The sequence below is a fragment of the Bradyrhizobium sp. SZCCHNS1022 genome, from assembly GCF_032484835.1.
In the GTDB taxonomy this organism is placed as follows: domain Bacteria; phylum Pseudomonadota; class Alphaproteobacteria; order Rhizobiales; family Xanthobacteraceae; genus Bradyrhizobium.
Map to the genome: position 1 here is coordinate 302,401 of NZ_JAUETT010000001.1, position 19,151 is coordinate 321,551.

19 protein-coding genes and 2 pseudogenes are annotated in these 19,151 nt (G+C 60.5%); 12 read left to right on the forward strand and 9 right to left on the reverse strand.

Annotated elements, in window-relative coordinates:
- Positions 1-470: 470 nt before the first annotated feature.
- From QX071_RS01355 to QX071_RS01365, 3 genes are all read right to left on the reverse strand, one after another.
- Entirely contained in the window at positions 471-1,289 is an 819-nt protein-coding gene (locus QX071_RS01355; RefSeq protein WP_315702645.1) for a CPBP family intramembrane glutamic endopeptidase, read from the reverse strand.
- A 138-nt stretch (positions 1,290-1,427) separates the two neighbouring features.
- Positions 1,428-2,075, reverse strand: a complete 648-nt coding sequence (locus tag QX071_RS01360; protein WP_315702644.1) for a flavin reductase family protein — start codon at positions 2,073-2,075, stop codon at positions 1,428-1,430.
- Between the two features lie 173 nt (positions 2,076-2,248).
- On the reverse strand, positions 2,249-3,451 hold the full coding sequence (locus QX071_RS01365; protein WP_315702643.1) for an MFS transporter: 1,203 nt from the start codon (positions 3,449-3,451) through the stop codon (positions 2,249-2,251).
- A 218-nt stretch (positions 3,452-3,669) separates the two neighbouring features.
- Here QX071_RS01365 and QX071_RS01370 point away from each other — a divergent pair, with 218 nt between their 5' ends.
- Both QX071_RS01370 and QX071_RS01375 read left to right on the forward strand, forming a co-directional pair.
- Positions 3,670-4,713: an SDR family NAD(P)-dependent oxidoreductase gene (locus tag QX071_RS01370; RefSeq protein ID WP_315702642.1), complete on the forward strand. Its 1,044-nt coding sequence runs from the start codon at positions 3,670-3,672 to the stop codon at positions 4,711-4,713.
- A 409-nt stretch (positions 4,714-5,122) separates the two neighbouring features.
- On the forward strand, positions 5,123-5,437 hold the full coding sequence (locus tag QX071_RS01375; RefSeq protein ID WP_315702641.1) for a hypothetical protein: 315 nt from the start codon (positions 5,123-5,125) through the stop codon (positions 5,435-5,437).
- Positions 5,438-5,717: 280 nt separating this feature from the next.
- Here QX071_RS01375 and QX071_RS01380 read toward each other — a convergent pair whose 3' ends face one another.
- Positions 5,718-5,978 carry a DUF1488 domain-containing protein gene (locus tag QX071_RS01380; RefSeq protein WP_315702640.1) on the reverse strand — a complete coding sequence of 87 codons (261 nt, stop codon included), beginning with the start codon at positions 5,976-5,978 and terminating at the stop codon, positions 5,718-5,720.
- 378 nt (positions 5,979-6,356) lie between these two features.
- On the opposite strand from QX071_RS01380, the gene QX071_RS01385 reads away from it, so the two are divergent.
- The 6 genes from QX071_RS01385 to QX071_RS01410 all read left to right on the forward strand — a co-directional run bounded on the left by QX071_RS01385 (position 6,357) and on the right by QX071_RS01410 (position 11,445).
- Positions 6,357-6,557 carry a hypothetical protein gene (locus QX071_RS01385; RefSeq protein WP_315702639.1) on the forward strand — a complete coding sequence of 67 codons (201 nt, stop codon included), beginning with the start codon at positions 6,357-6,359 and terminating at the stop codon, positions 6,555-6,557.
- A 160-nt stretch (positions 6,558-6,717) separates the two neighbouring features.
- Entirely contained in the window at positions 6,718-7,101 is a 384-nt protein-coding gene (locus tag QX071_RS01390) for a response regulator (RefSeq protein WP_315703162.1), read from the forward strand.
- A 98-nt stretch (positions 7,102-7,199) separates the two neighbouring features.
- Entirely contained in the window at positions 7,200-7,976 is a 777-nt protein-coding gene (locus tag QX071_RS01395) for a sensor histidine kinase (RefSeq protein WP_315703161.1), read from the forward strand.
- A gap of 371 nt (positions 7,977-8,347) precedes the next feature.
- Positions 8,348-9,385 carry a fatty acid desaturase gene (locus QX071_RS01400; RefSeq protein WP_315702638.1) on the forward strand — a complete coding sequence of 346 codons (1,038 nt, stop codon included), beginning with the start codon at positions 8,348-8,350 and terminating at the stop codon, positions 9,383-9,385.
- Between the two features lie 248 nt (positions 9,386-9,633).
- Entirely contained in the window at positions 9,634-10,152 is a 519-nt protein-coding gene (locus QX071_RS01405; protein WP_315702637.1) for a hypothetical protein, read from the forward strand.
- Between the two features lie 1,044 nt (positions 10,153-11,196).
- Complete coding sequence (locus QX071_RS01410; RefSeq protein ID WP_315702636.1) at positions 11,197-11,445, forward strand: hypothetical protein; 249 nt, start codon at positions 11,197-11,199, stop codon at positions 11,443-11,445.
- A gap of 194 nt (positions 11,446-11,639) precedes the next feature.
- Here the strand turns inward: QX071_RS01410 and QX071_RS01415 are convergent, their stop codons facing one another.
- Positions 11,640-12,416, reverse strand: a complete 777-nt coding sequence (locus tag QX071_RS01415) for a sensor histidine kinase (protein ID WP_315702635.1) — start codon at positions 12,414-12,416, stop codon at positions 11,640-11,642.
- A 566-nt stretch (positions 12,417-12,982) separates the two neighbouring features.
- On the opposite strand from QX071_RS01415, the gene QX071_RS01420 reads away from it, so the two are divergent.
- Positions 12,983-13,165 (forward strand): hypothetical protein, encoded by a 183-nt coding sequence (locus QX071_RS01420; protein WP_315702634.1) that lies wholly within the window; start codon positions 12,983-12,985, stop codon positions 13,163-13,165.
- A 179-nt stretch (positions 13,166-13,344) separates the two neighbouring features.
- On the opposite strand, the gene QX071_RS01425 is transcribed toward QX071_RS01420, so the two are convergent.
- Positions 13,345-14,208: a transglutaminase family protein gene (locus QX071_RS01425; RefSeq protein WP_315702633.1), complete on the reverse strand. Its 864-nt coding sequence runs from the start codon at positions 14,206-14,208 to the stop codon at positions 13,345-13,347.
- Positions 14,209-14,545: 337 nt separating this feature from the next.
- Between QX071_RS01425 and ppk2 the strand changes: the two genes are divergently transcribed.
- The gene (ppk2, locus tag QX071_RS01430) at positions 14,546-15,334 is read left to right on the forward strand and encodes a polyphosphate kinase 2 (RefSeq protein ID WP_315702632.1); all 789 of its coding nucleotides are present in this window, start codon (positions 14,546-14,548) and stop codon (positions 15,332-15,334) included.
- A gap of 141 nt (positions 15,335-15,475) precedes the next feature.
- Here ppk2 and QX071_RS01435 read toward each other — a convergent pair whose 3' ends face one another.
- From QX071_RS01435 to QX071_RS01445, 3 genes and pseudogenes are all read right to left on the reverse strand, one after another.
- On the reverse strand, positions 15,476-16,477 hold the full coding sequence (locus QX071_RS01435; protein WP_315702631.1) for a sensor histidine kinase: 1,002 nt from the start codon (positions 16,475-16,477) through the stop codon (positions 15,476-15,478).
- 1,189 nt (positions 16,478-17,666) lie between these two features.
- The gene (locus tag QX071_RS01440) at positions 17,667-17,960 is read right to left on the reverse strand and encodes a hypothetical protein (RefSeq protein ID WP_315702630.1); all 294 of its coding nucleotides are present in this window, start codon (positions 17,958-17,960) and stop codon (positions 17,667-17,669) included.
- Positions 17,961-18,258: 298 nt separating this feature from the next.
- Positions 18,259-18,363 (reverse strand): annotated as a pseudogene (locus QX071_RS01445) (Crp/Fnr family transcriptional regulator); the annotation flags it as partial.
- Positions 18,364-18,651: 288 nt separating this feature from the next.
- Here QX071_RS01445 and QX071_RS01450 point away from each other — a divergent pair.
- Together QX071_RS01450 and QX071_RS01455 are read left to right on the forward strand one after the other, a co-directional pair.
- Complete coding sequence (locus tag QX071_RS01450) at positions 18,652-18,804, forward strand: hypothetical protein (protein ID WP_315702629.1); 153 nt, start codon at positions 18,652-18,654, stop codon at positions 18,802-18,804.
- A gap of 103 nt (positions 18,805-18,907) precedes the next feature.
- Positions 18,908-19,116, forward strand: a pseudogene (locus tag QX071_RS01455) (AI-2E family transporter); the annotation flags it as partial.
- Positions 19,117-19,151: the final 35 nt, after the last annotated feature.

Below are 19,151 nucleotides of genomic sequence, written 5' to 3' on the forward strand. Positions count from 1 at the left end.
TTGCGCGGTGATACCAGCGTCGGGGTATCGGGACGCTGCGACTTCACGTCCGCGCACTACCGTTCGTCCGCACGCAAGGAGCGTGCTGCGGCAGCAGCGCGGCCATCGCATCCCGCCTCCAACGTTTCGTGACGATCGCGATACGTCCCTCTTGATCGAGGCCGGACAAGACTATGGAAGCACGAATTCTGCAAAAACGAAATAGGAATATTCTCGCAATGCCGACCGGACGAGGCGACCGATTTGAAAGACCTCGCGAAATCGGTTTTTCGAGAACGTGAATTCGATCTGCTTTTCGGACTTCGAGACCCCCGCTCGACCGGCAAATCGCACAAGTGATTTGCCCGCCAGGCAGTCCGCTCCCCACCGTAGCCGGACCCGTATCCCAGACGCGCCAGCCGTCAGCGAGCTATCGAGGCGGTTCGCGCGACGACGCAGCCGGGTCGATCGCTCGACGGCATGGATGATTTTTATCGGCGTGCCGGCGCACTGAACGACACCACTGCGACAGCTGCAACAATCCACAATACCGTCGCATAAAGGTTCGTCCGATCCGTCTTGTTGGCCAATTCGGCCGTCAGATTCGCCATGAAATGAAAAAGGATCGCGCCCAGCGTACTACGAGACGTATTGTTGAAGATCCACGTGAATATGACCGTGACCGGTATCGTCTGCAGGACGAAAAGCCAAAACCACTGCGACTGTATGCCGACGTCGTGTTTCATGCCTTCGAAATAAAACAGCGGAAGATGCCATATCGTCCAGACCACGCCGAGAATGATACTCGCCGCCAAGGCGTTCCAGCGTGTCTGCAGCTGGTCCAGGGCATATCCGCGCCATCCCAACTCCTCGGGGATCGGACCGTTGATCAGCGTGACAAGCAAGAAAGGAACGATCGTCGACGGGGCGGATAAAAGCGATGTCGATGCTTTGCTGATTTGCGCGATGGCATCGCTGCCGCCGGAGGCAAGATCCAGCAGCACGGCGATCGTAAACAGCAACGGCGCAAACAGAAGAATTGTCACATACCATCTCGCCGGGATGCGGCCGACGTCGAACACGCGCGCCCAGTAGTCATGCCAATCGGCGTCAGTTTGGGTAAAATATGTGAATCCGATGCCGCCCAGCGTCGGCCCGAGCAACCCCAGCATGAGAAGCAGCCGACCCAAGTTCGTCTGCACACTGACGCCCGATGCCGCGGCCGGTATCCAGAAAGCCCAGCTCCAGCAAAACACCAGGACGAAGAACGGCCCGAGGCCGGCGAAACGTCTAGGGAGTATTTCCTGCATCCAGACAGCTCCGAGGAATCATGCGGGCGTCGCGCTGGCGCAGCATCCGCCTCCACGTGTACGGCGCATGGTCATGCAATCATGCACGCTGGGGTCATGCCTGTTCAAGGGCACTCGGGATCGTCGTCCCCTGCCTGCTCAGGCCTCCGCCCTGAAATTGCGGCCCAGATCGCGCGCATCGCCGAAGTAGTGGCGAAACACGTAGTACAGCGGATTCCATCGCCGCGTATCGATGTGGTTCGTGCCCGGCACCACGATGCGATGATGGGCGTGGACGCGCACAACCTCGCATTCGATGATCAAGGCCCTCTGCGACGCCGGGCTCGGGTCGGCCTCCTCGCCATGGATCGCGACGAGACTGGCTTCGAACTGCAACGGACATTCTGCGATACGCGGCGTTCGTAGCCGCTGCGACGGGACCTGCGTGAATCCACCCGCGTCGAACTTGTCGGCCATGTAGCCGAAGCCCATGGCCTGCTTGAAGGCAGGCACCGGGTCTTTCCCCGTGCCGCGCGCGATCTTCTCGACCTTTGACCACAAATCCGCCGAGGCGAAATTGAGCGTGCATTCGCGCTCGCGCCGCAGATTGGCGGCGCCTTGGCTTGCCGAAGACAAGCCGAGCACCACGCGCGAGCCCAACGCCCAGGCCGACGACATCGGCGTGATATTGGGCGAGCCGTCCTCGTTGCGAGTGACGACCAGAACGACGGGCGTTCCGAAATAGAGCACGGAGGGCGAGATCGACAGGTGCTCATTCTGCAGATCTGCAACGGTCGAGGCGGTCACGACATATCTCCCATTGTGGTTGGCGGGAGACGAGATAGCCGAGCTCGACGCATTCAGGCTTCGATATGGACCGAAGTATCGCTGTGTGGTCACGGCGCGCGGGAGGGGAGCGCAGGCAGATGCCGGGGAGGCCGGCCCACACGCATTCCGCCGCCGTCAGGGCCAGTGCGCAATCACGTCATGACGGCATCAGCGCTGCGGCCCGGTCGCCGCCGCCGCAACAACAGCAGAATCCCGAGCAAGGCGCAGGAACAGGCGAGCACCAGCGCAAGCAGCGCGTTGCTGCCATGGCGCGTAAGCAACCCGACCAGGATCGGCGCGGATATGGCGGAGAGCAGGTTGAGCGGCAGGGCGATGCGCGCGCTGGCCTTGGCGAACTCGGCCTTGTCGTAGAACACCAGCGGCATGGTGGCCCGCGCCACCGCCAGCGCACCGCTGCCAAGACCATAGAGCAGGATGAACGTCGCGGCAGCAAGATAGGAGCCGCCGCTGACCATCAGGAGCAGCATCGCCACCGGCAGCGCGAGCCCGGCCACCAGAGCGGTGGTGATACCGTCCCAGCGGCCGCCGCCGAGGAAATCCAACGCGCGAGCACTGACCTGGATCACCCCGAGCATCGCACCGAAGCTGATCGCCTCCGACGCCGTCAGCCCCTCCGCCTTGAGCAACTCGATCAGCACGGCGCTGAGGCCGAACGCCACGAAGGCATTGAGGCCGATCGCGGCGACCAGCAGATAGAACGTGCTCCGCGCCGGCGCAGCCGCGGCGGTTGCGGTCGCCTCCCCTGCGCCCGATGCAGGCTGCTCCTTGCGCCGCCGCGGCAGCGCGAACGCATAGAGCGGAAGCGAGACCACGAGCAGCAAGGCTGCGTAAACGAGAGACGTGCTGCGCCAGCCGAGCAGGCCGGCCAGATACGCGGTGGTCGGCCAGAAGATGCTGCCGGACAGGCCCGTGACCAGCATCAACGCGCCGATCGCGCCTCTGGCCTTCTGACCTGCGATCTCGTTCAGGACGATATAGGCGGCCGTCGACAGAGTGGCGCTGCCGCCGAGGCCGAGCAGCAGCCAGGCCGCATAATAGGCGACGGGCCCTTGCGCTGCCGACAGCAGGACAAAACCGGGCGCCGCGACCACCGTACCCGCCATCATCACCAGCCGGGCGCCGTAATGGACGAACGGCCGCGCCAACAGCGGCGAGCACAGTCCCATCGCGAGATAGAGCACGGACGTGCTGGCAAATATCGCCGTCAAATCCATGTGCAGATCGGCCGCCATTTCGCGGCCGAGCACGGCGGGAAGGCCGAGCGTACCCCAACCGATGAGCTGGGTGATGGCGAGCACGATGAGCGCGGCGAGAATTCGACGGTCGGCGAACAAGATGCATTCCAGATCGACGCAAGCGGCGCAATGACATTCCGCCGGTCGCGGAACCATGTTTGCCGCGGATGCCTGGCTCATTCAACGCACAGATGGGCAAACGCCGTCCGCGCGTGCCGCATGAGTGCGACAGCCCGAGGCGGCAGGGACGGAGGCGGCAGGAACATCGCTTGCCGCGGCTGGTTGAGGCCCTTTCGCATCAGCACGGGAGCACCACCATGCCCGCCTACAACATCTTCCGCCGCGGCATGCTGAAGGGCACGGCCAGGATGACGGCGCTTGCCGTCATGAACCGGGCCAAGGCGCAGGCCCCGGCAGGCCAGCGCTCGGATACCGACCCGCGCGATCTGCGTGGCCAGCCGGTGCCTGAGCCGCCGGACGACAAAAGTGCAGGGCCGATCCGGCCCGGGCGCGGCTCGGTGCTCACCGGCAAGGTCGCGGTCGTCACCGGTGCGGCGCGCGGCATCGGCCGTGCGATCGCGGTGGAGATGGCGGCCAACGGCGCCGACGTGGTCGCGCTGGACATCGCGGGACCCGTGTCGACCGCCTCCAACGCGGCGCCGGCGACCCCTGAGGACCTGGCCGAGACCGTGCGGCAGATCATGGCCTATGGCAGGCGCGGCGAAAGCATCCGCGCCGACATCCGCGACATCGCCGCGCTTCGCGCCGCCGCCGATCAGGTCGAACAGACCTACGGCAAGATCGACATCGTGGTCGCGGACGCCGCGATCCAGCGCTGGAAGCCGCTGCTGGAGATGGACAATTCCGACTGGCTCGACGTGATCGACAACAATCTCAACGGCACCGCCAACACCATCCGCGCCTTCGCGCCGAAGATGGTGGCGCGCAAGCAGGGGCGCATCATCGTGCTGTCGTCGATGCAGGGCAAGCACGGCACCAAAGACGGCTCGAGCTACGCGGCCTCGAAATGGGGCATTCTCGGCCTGATGAAATCGGCGGCGCTGGAGCTCGGCGAATACAACATCACCGTCAACGCGCTGATCCCCGGCCTCGTCGATACGCCGCTGACCCGCTACGAGAAACGGCTCAGCGAATCGATGAGCGAGCAGGGACAGAAGATGCAGAACCCCACGCCGCAGCAGGCCTGGGATGCCCGTGCGCCGACGGCGGCTCTCAAGGTGGGCTGGCTGCAGCCGGACGATATCTCACCCGCCGCCGTATTCCTCGCCTCCGACGCGGCAGCGATGGTGACCGGCGCGGAATATGAGGTGACCGGCGGGGATAGTGCGAAGAGCGCGTGACAGCATATAGATCGAACGACTGAGGCAGCCGGCCACTTACCCACAAGCTGCTTCGTTGAATTTGAGAGTGGGCGCGATCCGGCTATCGTGGGTACTACATTTGCGCAGCGCGCCTCGCCCGGGAAGCCAAACCAACGATAGCCAAATCGTGCCTCGGATGAATGGTTGCATGAATACGCCATCGTTGCCGTTAGGGCTGGCTTGAGGACCCAGATCGCGTACGAACCTACGGGCTGGCGGCACAGCCCTGCCGGGCAGGATTTCTCGGCATCGGCGTCAAGCCGTCTTCGGATTAGAGCCCTGCTCCCGGCTTGCATCCTGCGTTTGACGATATTCACCGCCGGGCCCTGGAACGATTCTGTCGCGAGCCGATTGGCTCACTGACACAATCACTTTTGGAGAAAATGCCATGAAGGCTCTCGCAATCGCTCTGGCAGCCGCGGCAAGTACGCTTGTTGTGACCGCTGCTTCAGCTGCCCCGCTTTCCGCCAACGTATCAGTTGCACCGGACAGCAACATTCAAAACGTTCGCATGGTCTGCAATGAAGACGGTCGCTGCTGGCGCCAACGTGATGAACGCCGCGTCATCATCCGCGATGGACGTGATGCTTACGGATATGCTCCTCGCGAGCGTTACATCGAACGCCGCGACTATGAAGACCGTGGCGGCGTCGGCTTCAGCGCTCCCGGCGTGAGCGTCGGAATCGGAACCGACCGCTACTGAGGGACGACAGATAGCTTATGAAAATCGCCGCGGAGTAGTCCGCGGCTTTTTTTACTTGGAATGATCCTCGATGGCGCGGGCAGGATGCTTCAATCGCGCCGGACGTGATCTATCCCGCCTTTCCCAGGCGATGAGCGTTCGTCCCCGCAATCGTTCGCAAACCAAAGCGGTCCCGATCGCGACAGGCGCGAGAAGGACAATTCCTCCACAAGGCCGTCGTTTCCTCGTTCGTCGCGCAATTTCGCTGATCAGCGTCGAGCCCCGCGGAAGCAGGACCGGTTCAAAAATTTGCCGCGACCAGATCGTAAGAGCCCCTGCTGCCGCGGACATACATCTTGGCAGCGGCGGCGCATATCAAGTCGCGATTGGAATCGAACGCGTGCAGAAAACCCGATTCATCGTAGCCGGTATCCGGTTGGATTCGCTTCAGCGCATCCTCCTCTATGAAAAACGATGCCTCGATAGCGCTGTCGTGCCCCCAAAATCGTACGGCACGCCGCGTGCGGTCATATGAACGGCTGTGGTTCGGAAATTCAATCATGTGGTCGGGCCCAATCGGTTGTCGCTGCACGAAACCTCCGTGCCGGCTGCACGCGATGTGCGTCGCGGCATATTCGATGGCGATAGCCGATCCTGTCTCCGACGCACTCGCGTGCAGCCGGTCGATACGCTGACAAGATGTGCAGTCGCCAAAGCTTGGTGCCAGGGGAGGGACGTGAATCGGTCCGGTTGCACCTACCTTCAACTGGCTATGGTGAAAGCGGATTACAACCCCGCCCGATCCTGTCACAGCAAATGGTCGCGCCCGGCCTCGCTATTCCTCGGATCGGTACTATATCTTGAATATCACCGCGCGCCCCTCGGCTGTTATCGGTGACTGAGAGCATTGTGCTCCCGCCGCGACCTAGAGGCGGTTTCGATGTCAGACATCTCCAAATTCAGCGTCCAATCATCGTTAGCTTGCAGGCTGAACATCCGGGCGGCAGACGCCCTGGATAGCGCCCGCAAGATGCCGCCGGGAGACGAGCGCGCGGCGGCGATGAAAAAGGCTACGATCCTGGAGAACGCCGCAGAAATGATCGAGCATTTCTGCGGCAAGGTCGGCGTGCCGGTCAAATGACGGTTGAGAGCTATTTTCTTCCCCTGCTCCACCGTCCAGGCGCCAGCTCGGGCATTTAGGAAAAGAGCACCCGGGCATGGATCGTAGGAGCGCCAAGATGCTTGTCCCAGATCGATCGCTCGTTTCGATCAACACTCGTTTTCCAGTGGATGCCCATCCGATGGTGCCCGATCTTTCACGCAGTCCGGCCGTCGTTCTCATCGTCGAGGACGAGATGATGCTCCGCATGCGTGCGGTCGACATGGTGGAAGACGCCGGTTACACGCCGCTCGAAGCTCTGGATACCGATGAAGCCGTCGCAATCCTGGAATCCAGGTCCGACATCGCGCTCATATGCACCGACATTCAATTGCCCGGCAGCATGGACGGCCTGGGTCTTGCCCATACCGTGCATAAGCGCTGGCCGGCGATCAAGATCATCCTGGTATCGGGGAAATTGAACCCATCGAATATCGACCTTCCCCCCTGCAGCAGATTTTTTGGCAAACCAATCCAAGCCTGGCAAATCATTGCCCAGATGCGCAGCATGATCGGCCGTGTGTGAATCTCGTGATTTTTGGCGCCGGATACCGCCAGACCTTTCAATGCGAACGCTCGGCCGAAATCAAGTGCGGTACCCAGTCCAAGGTGATACGGTTGCAAATGCTTGAAGTTGATCTCCGCACAGACAAGCGCCCAGGCGGCGCAGAACTCCACCAGGACTTTCTGGCGGCAGAGAATGTCAGCCTGCGGCTGCTCCTCGCGCAGGCTGAGATCAATACGCGGAGTCTGCTTGCGAAGGCCGGTATCGACGCCAGAGAGCGCGAGGCATCCGACAAGCTGCAGAAGCTGATCCTCGAAGAACTGCACCACCGCATCAAGAACACGCTCGCGACCGTCGCCGCAATCGTCTCCCAGAGCCTACGCACCGTGCAGGGAGTCGAGCACGCGCAGCACGCCATCGAGGGCCGGCTTTTGGCACTGGGCCGGGCCCACGATCTCCTTCTGCAGGCTAAATGGTCCAGCGCCGATCTCGGCACGGTGGTCCGCAGCGCCATTAAAGCCTTCGACAATCCCGACGAGTCGAAATTCTCGATCACCGGACCCGATATCCGGATGACGTCGGGCGCCGTCATCGCCGTTGCGATGACGCTCAACGAGCTCTGCACCAATACCACGAAGTTTGGCGCTCTGTCGGTCCCGGAGGGGCGCGTCGACATCGTCTGGACGATAGACCAAGCGACGCAGCGCTTGCACCTCACCTGGACCGAAAAGAACGGTCCGGTCGTCCAGCCCCCCGCAAGGCGCAGCTTCGGAACACGGCTGATCGAGACGATCGGCACGCAGTTGCGAGGCGACGTGCAACTCAACTATGCGCCGACGGGATTCTCGTACACGTTCGATGTGCCGATAGCTGCGCTGAGTTCCCCGGCAACATAGCCCTTGCGCAAGGCGGCCGCGTGAGCGGAACCAACTTCCCTGCTCCGGCCGTCCCTGTTTTGCGGCGACCTTGGCAAAGGGTGTGCGACAGACCGGACGGCAAAGCAGCAAGATCGCGCGCCGCCTGACCAGCCGCTGATCAATCTTGCTCAGCAAGACTTCCAGACGTGGATTAATATTAAATGGTGCGTCGAGCTCTTCAGGCAAGGTTCCAAAAGACCCGATCGCCGCAACGCCCGGCGATAGCGTGCGTCGCTATCGGCGCGGCATCGGCCGTCAGAGGTTACGTCGTGCCGGACCCGGGTTCGTCGTGATCAGTCCGGCCGTCGAAGACGTCGCGGCTTTGGCGGCCAGTCCGAAAGCAGTTAGACATGGTTCAAGACCCACCAGAAACCCGCGCGTTGGCGCAGCGGCTTGCCCGGTATCGCCAACCCAATAACGCGCGCGGCATTTTCGAGTTGGTCATCACGGCAGGCCCCTTTTCTGTCATCTGGGCCCTGATGGCCGTTGGGGTCGTGCGCGGCCATTGGATTGGTCTGCTGCTGGCAGTGCCCGCGGCGGGCCTGCTCGTTCGTCTCTTCATGATCCAACATGACTGCGGCCACGGGTCGTTCTTCCGCGGCTGCTTTGCGAACGATTGGGTCGGCCGAGCCATCGGCGTTGTTACGCTAACTCCCTACGATTACTGGCGGCGCAATCATGCGAGGCATCACGCGAATTCGGGCAATCTCGATCATAGGGGCTCTGGCGACATCGACACATTGACCGTGAGCGAGTTTGCCGCGCAGCCTCGATGGCGGAGGATCCTTTATCGTCTGTACCGGCATCCGATTGTGATGTTCGGCGTGGGCCCCACGTATCTGTTCGTCTTGCGGCATCGATTGCCGATCGGGATGATGCGAAGCGGCTGGCGGCCGTGGCTGAGCACAATGGGTACGAACGTCGTCATCGCGGTTCTGATCGCCGGCATGATTCGGCTGGTCGGCCTTGGGCCCTTCCTGTTGGTGCATCTGCCGATCATGGTTCTGGCGGCGTCGATCGGTGTCTGGCTGTTCTACGTCCAACACCAGTTCGAGAACACCTCATGGTCACGTGATGAGGCCTGGCGCTTTCACGAAGCTGCGCTCCATGGCAGTTCACACTATCAGTTGCCGCGTGTCTTGCGCTGGTTCACCGCGAACATCGGCGTCCACCACGTCCACCATCTATGCAGTCGAATTCCCAGCTATCGGCTGCCGGACGTGCTCCGGGATCATCCGGAACTCGCTGCGGTGGGACGGATCACACTCCTCGAGAGTTTGCGATGTGTGCCGAGGGCCTTGTGGGACGAGAAGGGACGGCGGCTCATTTCCTTCCGTGAGGCACGCAATCACCAAAAGCCGAGTTTGAAAGAGCCTCCATTCGCGTGACCGACCCGCGCGAGATCCTCGGAGCCGGCGAGCGGATTGATGCAGCGTTTGCATCACACAGAGCGGGTCCATCGCCGACCCGGCTGGCGTCTGTGCACATTAATCAGCTTAGCGTATATGGCGTTGGCGCCCAGTATGGCCGCCCCCGCCTGGGCGCCGAGCAGAGGTTCCATTGCGGCCCCTATAATTCGTCGCTTTATTTCGTGAACCATTGATAGGTTCGCGCCTTGGTTCGCTGGAGAACCAGCTTGGGCCGCATATTCAAACCCTTTGTGTTTCTGATCGCCGCCATCTACTTCCTGGTGGACGCGGTCTTTTTCACGCTCTTGAAACCTGTCTTTCGCTGGCTGGCGGACTGCCGGGCTTTCGAGAGCCTACGCGCATGGATCGTGTCGCTTCGCCCATATCCTACTCTGGCGCTGTTCATCTTACCGGTCATTTTGCTTGAACCTGTGAAGCCTGTTGCCGCCTACCTGACGGCGACAGGTCACGTCGTTGCCGGGCTTATGGCCCTCATCGTAGGCGAGCTACTCAAGCTCTTGCTTGTTGAGCGTCTATTCAGCATCAGCCGCGATAAGCTTATGTCGATTCCTGCATTTGCCTGGTGCTACCACATGTTTCGTCAAGCCCAGGACTGGGTCGTGTCTCAGCAGGCATGGCAGCTCGTGCGCCGTTGGCGCTTCAACGCCAAGCAGGCCATTCGAAGATACGTCCTCGAATTCAACGCTTCGCAGAAGGAAAAGGGTCTTTCTTGGCGATCGCGCTGAACGTCGGCGCATGGCTGAGAAAATGCGCCGCCAGATACGTGAAAGCCTATCGCGACCTCGATGGTGGTCGCGCGACCGGAGACGATCGGCCCGCACCTGAAAGGCTGAAACGAAGTGGAAGGCGGCTGTCCAAAGGGCATGCTGAGATCTAAACCGGCGCTCGCAGCCCGGAATTGATCCACTTCATCGAGTTGGTTTCGCTGACGAACTTATCGACGTGATCGCAATCGATGCCCCGAAACGTGCGGATCTCGAATCCGATCTGAGAGGGTCTTATGTCCATCAGGACCATTGGACCCAGGCATTGAGGGCAGGTGTGGGGCTGAATTGCCATGCGGCTTGCGTCGAACAGGACTGCCAAGGAAGGCATGATGCTCACCTAAACTCAGGCGGGAGCGGTACAGAGCTCCCAGTCACCGGTCGATGCCTTGATGGGACGGTGATGGCATCAGTCTAGAAATCATCGCTGTCACGGCGCTGTTCTTTTCTGCTCATTAGCGAATATTTAATGGATTGGGGCGGCAGCGAGAGTACAGCCCACCGCGTCACATAATGCCTGGTTGGCGTTGGGTAACGGCCGGACCGGCGCTTTCCGCCGGTGATTGCCAGACCAGTAAATAAGTACCGGTAGCCGCTGCCATCTCCTGATTTCCCTCAAGATCCAGACGGTACTGAGCCGTGCGAGGATTGGCCCCCGTGCATCGCAATGGTCTTCAGATGCCCATCCTCGTCAGCCCGGTCGAGCGGCGCGGGTGGAATGGTGACAGCTTGAATCACACCACATTTGACGGCTGGCCTTCGGTGCGCGCAGGAACGTCGCCTGATCTGGCCAGTTAGCTCTCCAAGACCTCATCTGAGGGAGTGTTCGCGTGGAGAACCATCGGATCGGCGGCTCGGCGAAGAAGTTCGCCGGTAAGGTCGAGAGCACCGTCGTCTCGGCCTTGCTTTGGCGCAACGGCTGACGCGGCCGCCGCGGCGGGCGCGATAGCTTATGGGATATATCCGGGCAGTTCACGCTTCGACAACGGGTTTGGAGATTGGATCATGAGTGATGATGTGCCGCTGGCCCCTTTCCCCCACGAAGGCTTGGATCCTGCTCAAGAGCCGAAATCCTCCATCGCGGAAGTCTCTGAAGCTCTGAAGGAGACAGCCCATCGGGTTGCCGGCGCGATAGAAGCGGGCCGAAAGCCAGGGATGCCGCTGAGCATCTTGAGCAATATCGCGCGCGAAGCCCCTTTGGGTTCGCTGTTAGTCGCCTTCCTGCTGGGAGTTGCCATCGGCCGCCGGCGATAGCAGCCGGGGCCAGAAGCTCTCCGGTTGTCGAGATGGTTCGATTGAAATCAAACCGAATTCAAAGACGGCTGACGGACAACTGGCGCACTTAGGGGAGATCTTGCCGAGCCCCGTCACCCTGCTTGGACAGTGCCTTTGATTTGCTTCGCCGATCCGATGGCGCGGTCTTTGTCCAAAGGGGTCTCTTCCAATGCTCAGCCGCTTGAAAACAGCACGGTAAATCGCGCGCCCTGACCATCCGCGCCGCGACCGATCCGTAGCTCACCGCGGATCTGGTCGGTAAAGGATCGAACTATCTTCATTCCCAGCCCTTCGCCGGCGGCGGGGTCGAACCCCTCGGGCAAAGCCGGGCCATCATTGGAAACCGACAGCGCATAGCCATATTTCGGATCCGGCTCCAACTTGATGGCGATCCGGCCTTTGCCATACTTTGCCCCGTTCGTGATCAACTCGTTGGCGATAAAGCCAAGCGGAATAGCGGTGAAGGCAGGCAAATTGATCTCACTACCTTCGACGCGGATTTTTCCCAGGGAGGCGTCCGACGACGACATCGCAGAAAATTCGCGTCCAAGATCCTGAAGGAATTTCTTGAACTCGATTGTTCTCACACCATCGTAGGAATTTAGGCGATGGTGGATACGAGCAATCATGGAAACGCGATTAGCCGCCGCGGCCAATTGTGAGGCCGCTTCGGGATTGGTCGTATTGCGGCTCTGCAGCGCAAGAAGGCTGATGATCATCTGGAGATCGTTCAACAGGCGATGATCGGATTCCGCTTTCAGCAGTTCTTGTCTGTGAATCAACTCGTCCTGTTGAAGAAGTCGCGCCTCGGCTTTCGCAAGCGCCCTTCGCAATTGAACCGCCACAAGCCGGTCGCCCGTCGACTCCGCACGGGGCACATGTTGATCCGAGCGCTGAATAATCACCCCCGGAGGTAGATCGGGATCGCCTGACGGACGCTCATTATTCACGACATCGGCTCCCAATGAGCGGATCTTCTCATTGCACTCAACCACAAGGTGAATTTAGAGCCTTGCAAGAACGTCGAATTGATGCAAGTCAATTTCATCCGGCGCCCGGCCTTGCGAGCCCTGATGCTGTTGCGTCCCGTATTTCGCCCGAAACGCGCTTTTTTCAGCCGCCCGCCGATCAGCGCGCCAGCGATGCCTGCACCAATTCCGATGCCGTACCGCCGCTATAGCCGACGCGCCAAGCCCGACGAGCCACCGCGTGGTGGCAACAACGAGCGCAGAGGCATCGTCTTGGACGATCTGTTCATCACGGCATCTCCGAAACATTTTCGGGTAGCGCGGCCGCCTTCGGTGCAGCCGGCGTCTTCGGAAACGATGCGTAAGAATGATCCAGGAAAGATTGCGTCAATTGATTTAGCGCAACGTGAGCGAGTATCAATTGGACAAACTCAGTTTCGACGATCGGAGACGTTCGCGAAGCAGTGTCCTGCGCACGAGCGAGTGCCGATCTTTCTTTTGGTCCGCGGTGGCGCGCGCGTCGCTGCCACGGCCGCACGGGGGCTTCCATGCTTTCACTCATAATCGGGATCCTGATCATTTGCGTTGTCGGGGCAATTTGTTTCTGGGCCATCGACAAGTTCGTCAATGAATCCAGGCTGGCAGGTCTTCTCAAATTGCTGGTGGTGCTGATCTGCCTGGCCGCGATCCTTCAACGGCTGTTGCCTTTGGCGGGAATCAATTGGTTATAGCCGGCCCGCAATTTACCGCCGATCTACCGCGTGACGTATGCGGCACCCGTGGCCATCGCCTAGGCTGCGGGGCGCGAGGCGCGTCAGAAAAGTCCAGGCTCGACAGCGACCGTCCTTCATGAGCGCGACCGCCTTGAAGCCGAACGGTTGACCAGAAAGGCCGCTGAAAGCCCGTCGATCTAAGATGTGACAAGAACTTCTACAGACGTCCCGGCGAAAGCGCCGATGCTGCCGACGAAGCTGCCGGACACTGGGATCGTCTGCCGGATGTCGCGCGCGACCGCGACCGGGATCAAGTTGAAGCCGCCGAGGCTACGATTCGTCGGGTCGAATGTGATCCAGCCGGCTCCCGGTACGAAGACCTCCGCCCACGCATGGGTTGATCCCGCGCCGCTCGATCCGACGTTGTCCTGTTCCGGATTGTAAAGGTAGCCGGAGACGATTCTGGCTCCGAACCCGAGCATGCGTGCTGCTTCGGTGAACAGCACCGCGAGATCCCGGCATGACCCCCAGCCACGATTTAGGGATTCTACCGGCGTTTGGGTGCCCTCCTCCTCGCGGCTCTGGTACTGCACAGCTTCAGAAACGCCGACGCTGAGGTCCTTCAGCAGTGATAGCGTATCAGTCCGACTCCCTCGAACGAACATTTGTGCCCAATTTCGCAGGACCCCCGCCGTATCCGAGAACTGGGGGAGAGCCAGGGCGCCGAGATCGGTCCAATCGTCATCGGAATAGCGGAATGGATAAGACATGGCCGAGACGGCGATATCGAACACCGGCCATGCAACCGCATCGAGCTGAAGCTCTGCGGCGCTGGTGATCACCAGGCTGGAGGCCGTCATCTGAAACGTGGCCGTCGCGATTGCATTGCCGAACACATCGTGCGCCCAGGTCAAAGTCGCAGGCGGCGTCAGCGTGATGTTGCTCGAAATCAAACGAAGCTCGCGGCTCTCGCGCGGACGAAGCATCAAGCGGTGCGGCAGCAGGCGCACGTTTTCGTTGAATCGATAGGTCGTCGTGTGAAGAACCTTCAGGGTAATCAACGAAAGCTCCGATCGGGGCAGCCTTTGGGCCAGGCCCCTCATCCGGTGGCGCTCTCGGGAAGTATGGCCGAGTTGAACGTGCCACGCAAATGGCGATCCGGAGTCCGGACAGCCGAAACTGGGTGGACTTACGGACGAGGCACCGAGCAAGAACGTCGCGATTCATTCATGCGGCTATGTTGACGGCCGCCGAAGTGCAAGCACAACATCAGCTTCGCAGTGCGATCGTGATCCGACAGGCGTGACCTGACCGCCGGTCGGAGAGCTGCAAATATATGGACCACCTCGTGTCATCGCGCCGACGCTGGATGGTGAGGCGACCAGGAAGGAACGAACCATGAAGAACCGGCCAGCACGTCCGCAACATTTGAGTCGCCACAGATATCACGCGCTGCTGGTCCGGCTGCAGATCGAGCTCGTCAAGCTGCAGCGCTGCGTGATTGAGCGCGGCCAGCGTATCCTTGTCATCGTCGAAGGCCGCGATGCCGCCGGCAAGGATGGCACGATCAAGTCTATTGTCGAACATCTAAGCCCGCGTGATACCCGCGTCGTGGCGCTGGGGCCGCCAAGCAATCGGGAACGGTGTTCATGGTACTTCCAGCGTCACGTTTCGCACTTGCCAGCGGCGGGAGAGATCGTGCTGTTCAATCGCAGTTGGTACAACCGGGCCGGAGTCGAGCGTGTCATGGGGTTTTGCAGCAAGAAGGAAACCGAGGAATTCCTCGAGACCGTGCCGGCTTTCGAGGCGATGATCGAGCGTTCGGGTATCACCCTGCTCAAGTACTACCTTGATATTTCGAAACAGGAACAGAAGCGACGGCTTGCCGACCGCCAAAAAGACCCCCTGAAGCAATGGAAGATGAGCCCCGTCGATGCCAAGGCGCAGAAGTATTGGAAAGCCTATTCCGAGGCACGGGACAAGATGCTGGAGCGGACGCACACCGTCAGCTCGCCCTGGACCGTGGTCCGGGCCGGCGACAAGGAACATGCGCGACTTAATGTTATTCGCGATATGCTGTGGCGGCTGAATTATCCGGGAAAGCACCGTCGCCTCCACAGGCCGGATCCGGCGGTCGTTTTTCCCTACGACAAAGCCTGTTATGAGCGTGGCCTGATCGAGGCTTAAGGTGGCGTGGCTTGCCTTGATGCCTCAGTTTGCATCGAGCGAGATCGTGTCGCCTGCATTTTCGAGAGCGGAGCGGACGCTGTTGCGGCGGTCTTGCATTCACATGCACCGGCCGCTACCGGACGAAGGTCTCAAAGTTGCTCACCTTCCGATGCTCTCCTTGCTCATGATCAGCGTAGCGACAAGCCCCTCCTCCGACCAGTCGAATGCGATGGAGCCCCCAAGCTGGGCTGCCATGGTCCGCTGCATCAGGCTGCTTCCAAAGCCGTTGAGCATCGCGGGAGCCTTGAGAGGCGGACCGCCCCGCTCGGTCCAGGTCATGACGACTTCGTCGTCATGGGCATTGCACGACACGTCCAAAGTGCCCCTTGCCAGCGACAGCGAACCGTATTTCGCCGAGTTCGTTGCCAATTCGTGCAACACAAGTGCGAGCGTTGTACTCGACCTCTCGCCGACATTCATCTTCGGCACGGCAACGCGAATGCGGACGCTCGCTCCTCTTTCGTCGTAGGGCGCGAGCAAGACGGAGACGAGGTCGCCAAGAAGCGCTCCTTCGCTCTTCCTGCCCGGTCCCGGGCGAATGAGGTCCTGTGCACGTCCTAGGGCCATCAGCCGGCTTGTTAGCTCATGGGCCATGTCTTCTTTGGTTGCGGCCGAACGCGATGTAAATTGAGTAAGCGCGGTTGCGATGGTCAGAAGGTTCTTCACTCGATGGCTCATCTCCCCCGCCAGCAATTCGTTCGCTTCCTCGGCTTGCTTGCGTTGGGTGACGTCGAGAAAGATGCCAAACATAGTTCGATCGGCAATGTCCGCATCGTCACCTTGCCCGCGCGCGGAGATCCAACGAATGTCGCTGCCAAACAAGATACGAAAATCGATCTCGTAAGCGCCCACTATTGCGCGAGTAGCGGCAAACGCCGACCTGACCCGCTCCAGATCAGCAGGATGGATATTCCTGGACAAGATTTCGAATGTGATGTGTTTTTCGGTCTTCGAAACCGCCCACAGGTCGTAGGCGCGTTCGTCCATGGTAATGGCGTCCGTATCCACGTTCCAGGCCCACAAGGCCACGCCGGCAGCGTGGGTCGCAGCACGCAGGTGCTTTTCGTGCCAAACCGGCATCGACATGTTATCGGACGACATTCGGCTTTGCTTCCCTTGGTTGGACGACTGCTTCTGTCAGCCCAGCGCGGGCCTCCCGTTCACCTGTCCGCCGCAGCTTCGTCGATCGCAGCCGTGACGACGCCGGTCGCAGTCTGATGGACCATGTGGCCGGTTCGGGGAGCGCGGTAAAAGCTCCTCTGAGGAACGTTGCGTTGCAGGCGCGTGGATTGCTCGCCTCTGCCGCCAGGAAGTCCCGGTGCGCTTCTAAGCCGCCTGAGTGCCGGCTTGTGCGGAGATCGTTTTCGAGCATTTGTAACTATATCCCCCTGGAGTAGGTACCGCACCCATATTTCGGCCGAGCGGTCGCATTGGAGGACTCTGACGGTCGCGGCGCCAAAGCCCAAGCTCGGGCGTGGCCAATCCTGCAGCACGACCTCCGGAACCCTGCTTACAGTTTTGTGCGCGGCAAACCGGCCATCTCGACGCCCTCCTGGCACGCACACGAGGCACTTTCGCAACTTCATGGGGCCTGGAACCTGGCTTGGAGTCCGAAGTTCCGAACACAGTCACTGACGGACGCTATTAGGCATCGGGCGAGGCGGCACCTGGCCTGCTCTTGCGGACAGGTTGAAGTCCTGTCGGGCATCGGTAGGGACGCCGGACTGGGCTGTTGTTCGAGGAAGGGCTCGCTTACGACGGCGCGCGATTGCCGCAAGCCTTGATGCTGACGGTGATGACGGGATGACGACGCAAACGTCTCAATGCCTCGATGCCGGATCGCGGTCACTGCGCCGGCCGATGACGCAGCAGACAACAGCCGCAGGACATTTCCGGCCGGTAGGGACCGCCGGCTTGGGCGAACAGCGCCAAGATCCCCGAGGCCTTCGATCAGCACACCGGGAGCTGCGGTCATGGATTGCACCCCGATCGCGCCAACGAAAGCCGCGGAATACTGCTTCCCTCGGTCCCCTTGTAAGCGCAAACAACAACGGCCCGAGCTCGGCACTGGTCGCGATCTCGGGCCGCCCGAACGTCGCGGAGCGGCCCGCGACGTTCGCCCTCACCCGATCACATCGAGCTTGCCGTCGCTGTCCAATTTTGCTCACTCCTATTCGAAACCCGACTCGTCTCGCCCCTTGGAGAGCTGCATTTGATCCGCGTCGCGCGCCGGAGCGAAAAGCTGATTTCAGCGGCATGCATCCAATGCAGAGACGGCTGTGTTCCCGACCTATTCGCACGCCTTGACGCCAGGCCGCACGCTGATCTTTGCGAGCTCCCGACGCTCGTCGTCTGTCAGCTGCCAATCCTCGCACTGGCTGTAGAGTTGCCAGAAAACATCGTGCAATCTGCTTCGGGCCACCTTGACGATCTCCGTATCGTCGAATTCGCAAGACTTCAGGAAAATTGGCAAGTCAAAGCTGGTCTGACCGCTTTCGAATCGGAACGTCAGGCGAATGTCCTCGCCGCGCTCATTCGGCGAAATCATCTCGATGCGTGCGATCTTTATCTTGAATACATTCATGCACATCACCTTGCTCTATCGAACTTGAAACGAGTTTCTCCGCAAGCAACGGCATTTGCCACCGTCCAGCACCGCCGGAAGAAGATCAAAGTCCGTCCCGCGATCAATACAATGCGCTTGGCAAGCTGAAACTTGCAGCGATCCAACGGATCGTGAGTGCGGAAGACCGGCGATGAGCCGCGTTCATAATCCGGCAACAGAGACGACAAACCGTTGACGAGCCCAGTTAGCCCTGATCCCTGATCTTCAAATGGATGCCGCGCATTTCCAGCCGTATCGATCTTTGGTCGCGCGTCGGTCAGTCCTTCCGGACTATTTCAGACTTGTCGATCAGAATGGCGCTCAGGAGGGAGCTATGGACCTCTCTATTGTAGCTGATGAACCCGAGCCGGCGGAACTTATTTTATGAAGGCGGCTTGAGGTCCGCACCGATACCGGACGGGTGTTCCCAGGCCGCGCTCATCTTCGACGTGAATGCCAAGCGACAATAGGCCGCAACAGGCGGACTTCAGGTGCCAGCCTGAGCCCGGAGATACGAGAAACAACCTAATTAGAGAGCGAGCTGTTCAAATCTGCTCAGATTTGGTCCGCCACAGGTGTTAACAAGACTTATCACCGCCCGGCCCGCCGAGCATCCATCGGTGACTGAGAGACCCGCGCGCTCCCGCCCTCACCCTGTCAGGGGAGCCTCATGACCAACCTTCAAAACCAAGTCGAATTTTTCGAACTGCAAGGCAACGACGCAGAACTGCTCTGCCTGCTCACATCTGATTCGGTCTGCGCTTTGTGGCGCAACTCGACTGCGCGCACACGGAAATCGACCCATCGCCCGACGCGCGTCTGACGATGAGCCGTCCCGGGTGGATGGCGCGAGCTGGTGGTCAGGTATCGCACCACAGACCGATATCACAATCTCTCAATTGGACAGTCGTTTCTGTCAGACGTCCGTCGCCGAGGGCGAAACCTTGACTCCCATGCTGCTTGCGCGACGCTTCACCCTGAACCCCGTTCTGATCATCTTGTCGCTGGTGTTCTGGTTCTGGATGTGGGGGGGGGGCCTGGCGCGATCCTGGCCGTTCCAATGCTGGCCATCCTGAAGATCGTCAGCGATCGCGTGCGCCCGCTAAAAGCTTTGGGGCACGTCCTCGAAGGATAGTCGCAGTATCGCCTCTCGGCGAAGGATTTAGGAAC

Coding starts and splice junctions, on each gene's coding strand:
- ppk2 (WP_315702632.1), top strand. CDS start 14,546: ATGAAGAACCGGCCAGCACGTCCGCAACATTTGAGTCGCCACAGATAT.
- QX071_RS01400 (WP_315702638.1), top strand. CDS start 8,348: ATGGTTCAAGACCCACCAGAAACCCGCGCGTTGGCGCAGCGGCTTGCC.
- QX071_RS01395 (WP_315703161.1), top strand. CDS start 7,200: ATGCTTGAAGTTGATCTCCGCACAGACAAGCGCCCAGGCGGCGCAGAA.
- QX071_RS01375 (WP_315702641.1), top strand. CDS start 5,123: ATGAAGGCTCTCGCAATCGCTCTGGCAGCCGCGGCAAGTACGCTTGTT.
- QX071_RS01390 (WP_315703162.1), top strand. CDS start 6,718: ATGGTGCCCGATCTTTCACGCAGTCCGGCCGTCGTTCTCATCGTCGAG.
- QX071_RS01420 (WP_315702634.1), top strand. CDS start 12,983: ATGCTTTCACTCATAATCGGGATCCTGATCATTTGCGTTGTCGGGGCA.
- QX071_RS01380 (WP_315702640.1), bottom strand. CDS start 5,978: ATGATTGAATTTCCGAACCACAGCCGTTCATATGACCGCACGCGGCGT.
- QX071_RS01355 (WP_315702645.1), bottom strand. CDS start 1,289: ATGCAGGAAATACTCCCTAGACGTTTCGCCGGCCTCGGGCCGTTCTTC.
- QX071_RS01370 (WP_315702642.1), top strand. CDS start 3,670: ATGCCCGCCTACAACATCTTCCGCCGCGGCATGCTGAAGGGCACGGCC.
- QX071_RS01385 (WP_315702639.1), top strand. CDS start 6,357: ATGTCAGACATCTCCAAATTCAGCGTCCAATCATCGTTAGCTTGCAGG.
- QX071_RS01440 (WP_315702630.1), bottom strand. CDS start 17,960: ATGAATGTATTCAAGATAAAGATCGCACGCATCGAGATGATTTCGCCG.
- QX071_RS01450 (WP_315702629.1), top strand. CDS start 18,652: ATGACCAACCTTCAAAACCAAGTCGAATTTTTCGAACTGCAAGGCAAC.
- QX071_RS01410 (WP_315702636.1), top strand. CDS start 11,197: ATGAGTGATGATGTGCCGCTGGCCCCTTTCCCCCACGAAGGCTTGGAT.
- QX071_RS01435 (WP_315702631.1), bottom strand. CDS start 16,477: ATGTCGTCCGATAACATGTCGATGCCGGTTTGGCACGAAAAGCACCTG.